The following is a 7,529-nucleotide window of genomic DNA, read 5'->3' as shown; positions in this document are numbered from 1 at the left end:
GGGCGGGGCCGGGAGTACGTGTCATCCGGCGCGAGCAGCCCGACCGCCCGGATGCTCTCCCCCAGCCCGGTGAACCCACTCATCGCCACAACCCACCCAACCGACCGGCTCGGACCGCGCCCGTGGCCGGCCCGGAAAAGGCCTCGTTCAATTGGCGCACAGTTGGTAGCCCACTCCTCTGACCGTTCGTATGAGGGACTGGCCCGGCTCGCCCAGTTTGCGGCGCAGGTAGTAGATGTACGTGTCGACGACGCCGGAACCCTCGTCGCGGTGGTTCCAGACGCGTTCCTGGATCTGGCGCCGGGACAGGACGCGCCCGGGGTTCTCCATGAGGTAGCGCAGGAGGGCGAACTCGGTGGTGGTGAGGTCGACGGGACGGCCGTCGGCCCAGACCTGGTGGGCGTCGGCGTCGAGCTGGACCGCGCCGGCGCGGAGGCGGTTGCGGTCGGGCGCGGGGTGGCCGCCGCCGGCCCGGCGCAGCAGGGCGCGGACCCGGGCGGCGATCTCCTTCAGCTCGAACGGCTTGGTGACGAAGTCGTCGCCGCCCATGTCCAGCCCGCGTACCCGGTCGTCGACCCCGCCGAGCCCGGTGAGGAACAGCACCGGGACCGCGTTGCCCCGGTCGCGCAGGGTCCGGCACACCTCGAAGCCGCTCAGGTCGGGGAGGTTGACGTCGAGGAGGATCAGATCGGGGTCGTACCGGGTGACGGCCTGGAGGGCCTGACGGCCGGTGGCCGCGGCGGTCACCTGGTAGCCGAGGAACTCCAGCGCCATGGTCAGCATGGCGCGGATCCCCTCCTCGTCGTCCACGACGAGCAAGCGCCCCGCCGAACCGGCGGGCGGGACTGTTGAAGAGGCGGAGGGCACAGGCGTGGTCATGTCCTGTTCCTTTGCGACCGTGGCCTCAGATCGAGGTCTCAAGTTTCGAACAGGGCCGTATCGTCACACGTACCGACAGGTAAGGGAGACCGCTTTCAACATCATTCGGAACGCCTGGTTCCTGGCGCGCTGTTTCGCCGTCGCGAGGTCGTCGGGGCGTGACACACCGATGGCCCGCGACGTCGGACGTCGCGGGCCATCGGTGTGGACGGCGCCCCCGGACGGGAGCGCCCCCCGTACTGCCTGCTACCGCTACGGGGTGAAGATGAAGTACTTCCAGGCCCCGTACGTCGTGGTGTTGACGTTGTCGCCCGAGCTCGTGTCGTGGTACTCCGAGCGGAAGCGGAAGCGGACGTTCGTGGTCGGGGTGCCGGTGAGGGTCACGTCGGACTTGCCCGCGGTGCCGAGGGGGAAGTACTCGGAGCCCCCGTCGTGCCAGGCGCCGTCGTAGTGGAACTGCAGCTGCAGGCGCTGCTTGCGCTCCGGGTAGTACGACATCGTGGTCTTCAGGACCGGGTCCTTGGACTTGCGGATGTAGTGGTACTTCTGGCCCCACGCCGTCCGGGTCGTGTAGTGGCCCGAGATCGACGACGCGATGGCGACCTTGGTGTAGACGGTGTTGGTGACCGTCCTCGCCTTGTAGCGCGCGTCGCCCGCGAACTTCACCGAGAGCTTGGTGTCGCGCTTGAGGTCCACGGTGACCGACAGGTTGCCGCTGGAGTTCACCGTCCCCGACTTCACCAGCTTGTTCGGCCTGTCCGAGCCGTACGGGTCGGCCCAGATCTCGACCTTGCGGTTCTTGTACGTCGAGCCGAGGTGCGCGGTGAACTTCACGTCCGCGCCGTACGCGTACGTCTTGCGGTTCTTGTCCAGCGTCAGCGCGGGCGTCGCCCGGGAGACCTCGACGGAGCGGGAGGCGGCCGCGGCGGTGTGCTGCGCGTCGCCCGCGTACGACACCTTGTACGTGACCTTGCCACCGGCGGGCGGGGTGTCCGTGAAGGAGAACTTGCCGCCCGTGCCCAGCGTCTTGGTGCCGAGCGACTTGCCCGTGGGGGACTCCAGGTCGGTCCGGGTGACCGTGAGCGGGGTGCCGGCGGGCAGCGGCAGCGTGGCCGTCAGGGTGCCGGAGACCGTGAGCGGCTTGGCGCGGGTGGCCGTCGCCGGGGCGCTGACCGTCAGGGCCGGCTTGGACTTGGTGGGGTCGTCGTAGACGCGGAGGCTGTACTCGCTGTCGAAGTTCCCCGTCAGCGCGAACAGCCTGCTGCCGCCCGGCTCCCAGGCGAGCCCGCCGGTGGCGAGGTGGTCGGAGCCGCTGATCGTGTCGGTGTCCGGCAGCTCGTACTCCCGCACGGGCGTCGTCGTACCCGGCGTGAAGACGTAGATGTCCGGGTCGTACGGGGAGTCGGTCCCGGCGGCGAGGGTCCCGTCCGGGGCGATCGCCACCGAGTTCGGGTGGTGCTCCGTCGTGAACGAGCCGACCTGCGCGAGGTCGGTCGTCTGCCACACCTTGTGCTGGTCGCCGGCCTGGGCGGTGATCAGCCGGCTGCCGTCGGGCGTGAAGGCGAGGTCGCTGGTCATGCCGGACTGGCCCGGACCGCCGACGCGCGCGGTACGGACGGCCGTGCTGCCGGAGACGTCGAACACGGCGAGGTTGAACCAGTAGACCTCCGGGGAGGCCGCGGCCACCACGTCCGGGTCGGCCGGGGACACGGCGAGCCGGGGCGCGCCCGTCCAGTCGGTGTCGGCGTCCTGGGCGAGCGCCACCACGGGCTGCTCACCGGAGACGTCCAGCGAACCGATGTCCCCGTGTTCCTTGTCGCCGTACCCGAACCAGACCTTGCCGCCGGCGAGGGCGAGGTGCGTCGGCTTGGTGCCGTCGCCGGTCGCGTACCGCCCGGCCTCGGTCATGCCGAGGGCGTCGATGGCCACGATCGTGTCGGCGCCGGGCACGGCCGCGTAGAGGGTGCCCGAGTCGGCGGAGAGGGCGAGGCCCGTCACCCCGGGCAGGGAGGCGACGGTGCCGAGGACCGTGCCCGAGTAGTCCGTGGCGACGACCTTGCCGCTGTACGGGTCGCTGACGAAGACCCGGTGGTGGGCGCCGTCCACGAGGAAGTCACCCGCCGACTGGACCGGCAGGACCTTGCTGCTGTCGGCCGCGGCGGGCGCGACCGTGCCGACCGCGAGCGCGGCCGAGCTGAAGAGGACTGCCAGCGCGGTGGCAGCCGGAAGAGTACGCATACGCACGGGTTTCGAACCCCCCGGAACGAAAGAATGGGCGCGTCGTCGTATGCCGTCGGGCGGGGCCGGTGTGTTCGACCTGTGCCGCGCGGGTGACACCTGTGACGCGTGAGCGAAGAGTAAGTCATGCCACTGACAAGAGCGTCACAGGGGGTGGTTGAGAACTCAATGGATTTACGGGACGGACGTCCACTCCGGCGCACGCGCCCTCCACGCACCCCGCGCGCGGTCACCCGAACGGCCCTGAGGTGCGCCGTCACCCGGTCGGCCCACTGCTATCCACAAGGGGAGGGGACGTACCCGACGTACCCGCGAAGGGAAGAACCACCCATGGTCAGCCTGTCCGTCGACCTGTCCGTCGACTTCACCCAGGGCTTGAACGACGCCTGGTCCAAGGTCGCGCAGTTCGTACCGCAACTCGTCGCCTTCCTCGTCATCCTCGTCGTCGGCTGGTTCGTCGCGAAACTGGTCTCCCGCGTCGTCGACCGCGTCCTGCGCAGGATCGGCTCCGAGCGCCTCTCCGAACGTGCCGGAACGTCACGGCTGCTGCGGGACTCCTCGTACGACCTGACCGGCGTCCTCCGCCGGATCGTGTACTACGCGCTGATGCTGATGACCCTGCAGTTCGCGCTGGGTGTCTTCGGCGCGAACCCCGTCAGCGCGCTGATCGACGACATCGTGGGCTGGCTGCCGCGCGCCGTCGTCGCCGTGGTCCTCGTGGTCGTCGCCATGGCCGTCGCGGGCGCGGTGCGCGGGCTCGTCGGGGGCGCGCTCGCCTCCCTCTCCTACGGCCGGACCCTCGCGACCGCCGTCTGGGCCTGCGTCGTCGGCCTCGGCGTCATCGCTGCGCTCGGCCAGGCCGGTATCGCGCAGGACGTCACCCGGCCGGTCCTCTACGCCGCGCTCGGCACGGTCGCCGGCATCCTCGTCGTCGGTGTCGGCGGCGGGCTGATCGGGCCCATGCGGCAGCGCTGGGAGCGCATGCTGACGACGGTGGAGCGGGAGACCGTGCAGGCGCGCGGGAGCGTGGCGGCGTACCGGGCGAGCCGCGAGGCGGCGATCGGCCACCAGGCGGGCTCCCGCGAGCGGGCGGACTCGGCGAGCACCGAGATCTGAACACCACGCACGACGGCGGCGGCGCCCGGCTCTCGATGGAGAGCCGGGCGCCGCCGCCGTCGTTGCCGCTGTGGTGTCAGCCCGCGCCGTTCGGGTCGAAGGCGATGCCCGACGGCTTCGCGCGGCTCAGCTCGGTGGTGAAGCGGCCGTCCTTCAGCGGGAAGTTGGCGTCGCCCCAGGTGGCGTCCTGCATCCGGGACTGGAGGCTCGACGTCCAGGTGTTGCTGGTGCCCGGGTAGCTGTTCCAGCTGACCAGGCCCGGGGAGTCCCAGCCGCCGTCGCCCCAGGCCTCCGCCGTCTCACCGGACTTGGCGAACCGGAAGGCGTGGGTCAGCGCGCCGTCCTTGTGGTAGACGACCTTCAGCCGGACCCCGTCCTTCGGGACCGAGGCGAACGTGGTGGTGGAGTAGCCACCGTGCGCGGAGACGGACACGTACTCCGGAGTGCTCGCGCCCTGCCGCACCCAGACCACCGCCGCCTCCCAGTCGTGCCGGTGCGAGGTGGCCGTGCAGTCGGCACAGCTCATGTCCTTCTCGAAGTACAGGGTGTAGACGAGGGCGCACCACCCGTTGTTGCACTTCACACGCGAGTACGTGTTGGCCTTGCCGAGGTGGCCCGAGCGGCACTGTCCGGTGACCGGCCCGCTGTCGTCGAGACCGCCGTTGAGGGTGCCGCTCGCATTGATCGCCGCCGCCGGGAAGCAGCTGTCGGAGTCGTAGTCGAAGACCGGCTGGAACGTCTTCTGGAACGAGGTCGTGCTCTGGTTCAGCGGGTTCAGTACGCCGGCGTGCGCGCTGCCGGTGAACCCGATGGTCAGGGCGACGGCGCTGCCCGTGACCGCCGCGGCCCTGCCGAGACGGGCGAGGCGCGATCGCACGGACTCCGTGGACCTCTTCGTAGCGTGGGACATCAGCGGTTTCTCTCCACTCGGCTCAGCGTGGGGGACGCCGGTGATCCGGCTCTGCGGGACCGAGGCTGACAAGCGGAGGGTTGATCGGCACCTCCCTCCACCGGGGCAATCAACTCGGAACCCCGCTTCCGAGTTGTTCGGCCCGGCGTACCGCCGCTGTCATCAACACCACACTTCGCGCGCCCAGGGTTACGCGTGTCCACCTGCGTACGTATGGTGAGCGCCGCCTGAACGGAAGTGGGTGATCCTGTGGGGCGTCCCGAGAGACCGCTCGACCCGGCGGCCGGGCCCGTGCAGCGCCTCGCCCACCAACTGCGGGCGCTGCGCCGCACGGCGGGCGGTCCGTCCTACCGGGCGATGGCCGAGGCCGCCGGCTTCTCCGCGACGACCCTCTCCCAGGCGGCGGCCGGCGAACGGCTGCCCTCCCTCGCTGTCGTCCGGGGCTACGTCCAGGCGTGCGGGGGCGATCCGGCCGAGTGGGAGACGCGCTGGAAGGAGGCCGAGGCCGCGGCCGGCGCGGCGGTCGTGGACGACGGTGGGGACCACCCGGCGCCGTACCGGGGCCTCGCCCGCTTCGAACCGGACGACCACGAGCTGTTCTTCGGCCGCGACCGGCTGGTGGAGGAGCTGGGCGACCTCGTCGACGCCCACCGCCTCGCCGCCGTCTTCGGCGCCTCCGGCAGCGGCAAGTCGTCCCTGCTGCGGGCCGGTTTCCTGCCCCGGCTGCGCGAGCGGATCGCCCGGCAGGAGTGCGTGTCCGTGCTGCGGGTGTTCACGCCGGGCGCCCGTCCGGCCGAGACGTACGGGCATCTGCTGACCGTGGGCGACGGCGAGCCCGACAGCTGGGTCGTGGTCGACCAGTTCGAGGAGGTGTTCACCCTCTGCCGGGACGAGACGGAACGCGCGCGCTTCCTCGACCTGTTGCTGACCGCCCGCGACCCCGGCTCCCGGCTCCGGGTCCTCATCGCCGTACGCGCCGACTTCCACGCCCGCTGCGCCGAACACCCCGGCCTCGCGGAGGTACTGCGCCACGCCGGGCTGGCGGTCGGCCCGATGACCGCCGAGGAACTGCGCGAGGCGGTCGTACGGCCCGCGCAGGCCGCCGGGCTCCTGGTGGAACGGTCGCTCGCCGCGACCGTCGTCGAGGAGGTCCAGGGCCGGCCCGGCGCGCTGCCCATGCTGTCGCACGCCCTGCTGGAGACCTGGCGCCGCCGCCGGGGCCGCATGCTGACGACGGCCGCGTACGAGGCGGCCGGCGGCCTCAACGGCGCGATCGCGGCGAGCGCCGAGGCCGTGTACGAGCAACTGCCCGCCCCTCAGGCGGTCGCCGCCCGGCAGTTGCTGCTGAGGCTGGTCGAGCCGGGCCGGGGCACCGTCGACACCGGGCGCCCGCTGACCCGGGACGAACTCTCGGAGTGCCCCCACCCCGACATCCCCCTGGTCGCCGAACGCCTCGCCCGCGCACGGCTGTTGACCGTCGACGAGGAGGGAGTCCGCCTCGCCCACGAGTCGCTGATCGGCTGCTGGCCCCGGCTGCGCGGCTGGATCGACCGGGACCGCGAACGGCTGCGCCACCACCGGCAGCTCACGGAGGCGGCCCGCGCGTGGCTGGAGCACGACCGCGACCCCGGCACCCTCTACCGGGGGACCCGGCTGGCCCGGGCGGAGGAGGTCTTCCCCGGCCATGCCGCCGACCTCGCGCTCACCGAGGCCGAACGGGCCTTCCTCACCGCCGCGTTCGACGTCCGCGAGGCCGAGCGCCTGGCCGCCGCCCGTGCCACGCGCCGCTCCCGGACCCTGGTGGGCGCGCTCTCGGCGGTCCTCGCGGTGGCGCTCGTCGCGGGGCTCGCGGCCTGGCGGCAGCGCGATGACAACCTTGTCCAACGCACGCAGAACACCGCACGCCGGGTCGCCGCCGTCGCGGACGGGCTCCGCACCACCGATCCGCGCGCCGCGCTGCTCCTCGGCGTCGCCTCCTGGCGCATCGCCCCGCTCCCGGAGACCCGCCGCGCCCTCCTCGGTTCCCTCGCGCAGCCGGAGGTGGACGCCTTCTCCGACCCCGCCTCCGGGTACCGCTCCCAGCGCTTCCTCGCCGACTCCGGCCGCACCCTCCTCAGCGTCGACGACCGCACCTGGCAGACCTGGAACCTCGCCACCCGCCGCACCATCGCCTCCGGCCGCCTCCCGGCGGGCGAGGTCCTGGCCGCGGGCCCCGATGCCCGGATCCTGGCGATCGCGACCCCGAACGGGGGCGGGGTCGGGGGCGGCGAAGGCCACGGCGGTGTCCGCCTGTGGGACATACGCGCAGGCCGGTGGACCGGCGGCGCGCCCCTGCCGTCCGGCGGGGCGGGGATCGCGTTCGGGGCGAGCGGGCGGAGTTATGTGG

Annotated in this window: 4 protein-coding genes and 1 pseudogene; 2 read left to right on the top strand and 3 right to left on the bottom strand. The window is 72.2% G+C overall.

From position 1 onward, the window contains the following. Positions 1-147: 147 nt before the first annotated feature. Positions 148-879, bottom strand: coding sequence for a response regulator transcription factor (locus P1P70_RS36505; protein ID WP_319245440.1), 732 nt, complete (start codon positions 877-879; stop codon positions 148-150). Positions 880-1,131: 252 nt separating this feature from the next. After that, entirely contained in the window at positions 1,132-3,117 is a 1,986-nt protein-coding gene (locus tag P1P70_RS36500) for an Ig-like domain repeat protein (protein ID WP_319245439.1), read from the bottom strand. 330 nt (positions 3,118-3,447) lie between these two features. Here P1P70_RS36500 and P1P70_RS36495 point away from each other — a divergent pair, with 330 nt between their 5' ends. Continuing rightward, positions 3,448-4,233 (top strand): mechanosensitive ion channel family protein, encoded by a 786-nt coding sequence (locus P1P70_RS36495; protein WP_319245438.1) that lies wholly within the window; start codon positions 3,448-3,450, stop codon positions 4,231-4,233. A 76-nt stretch (positions 4,234-4,309) separates the two neighbouring features. On the opposite strand, the gene P1P70_RS36490 is transcribed toward P1P70_RS36495, so the two are convergent. Beyond that, positions 4,310-5,143 (bottom strand): NPP1 family protein, encoded by an 834-nt coding sequence (locus tag P1P70_RS36490; RefSeq protein ID WP_319245436.1) that lies wholly within the window; start codon positions 5,141-5,143, stop codon positions 4,310-4,312. Positions 5,144-5,392: 249 nt separating this feature from the next. Between P1P70_RS36490 and P1P70_RS36485 the strand changes: the two are divergent. Next, positions 5,393-7,529, top strand: a pseudogene (locus tag P1P70_RS36485) (hypothetical protein); the annotation flags it as partial.

Source organism: Streptomyces sp. MB09-02B (genome assembly GCF_033794485.1).
Classification (GTDB): domain Bacteria; phylum Actinomycetota; class Actinomycetes; order Streptomycetales; family Streptomycetaceae; genus Streptomyces.
Note: the sequence above shows the minus strand (reverse complement) of the source record. Positions and strands in the feature narration are given on the sequence as shown.

Bases quoted from the DNA above. Each gene is read 5' to 3' on its own strand.
- P1P70_RS36505 (WP_319245440.1), bottom strand. From the start codon at position 879: ATGACCACGCCTGTGCCCTCCGCCTCTTCAACAGTCCCGCCCGCCGGT.
- P1P70_RS36500 (WP_319245439.1), bottom strand. From the start codon at position 3,117: ATGCGTACTCTTCCGGCTGCCACCGCGCTGGCAGTCCTCTTCAGCTCG.
- P1P70_RS36495 (WP_319245438.1), top strand. From the start codon at position 3,448: ATGGTCAGCCTGTCCGTCGACCTGTCCGTCGACTTCACCCAGGGCTTG.
- P1P70_RS36490 (WP_319245436.1), bottom strand. From the start codon at position 5,143: ATGTCCCACGCTACGAAGAGGTCCACGGAGTCCGTGCGATCGCGCCTC.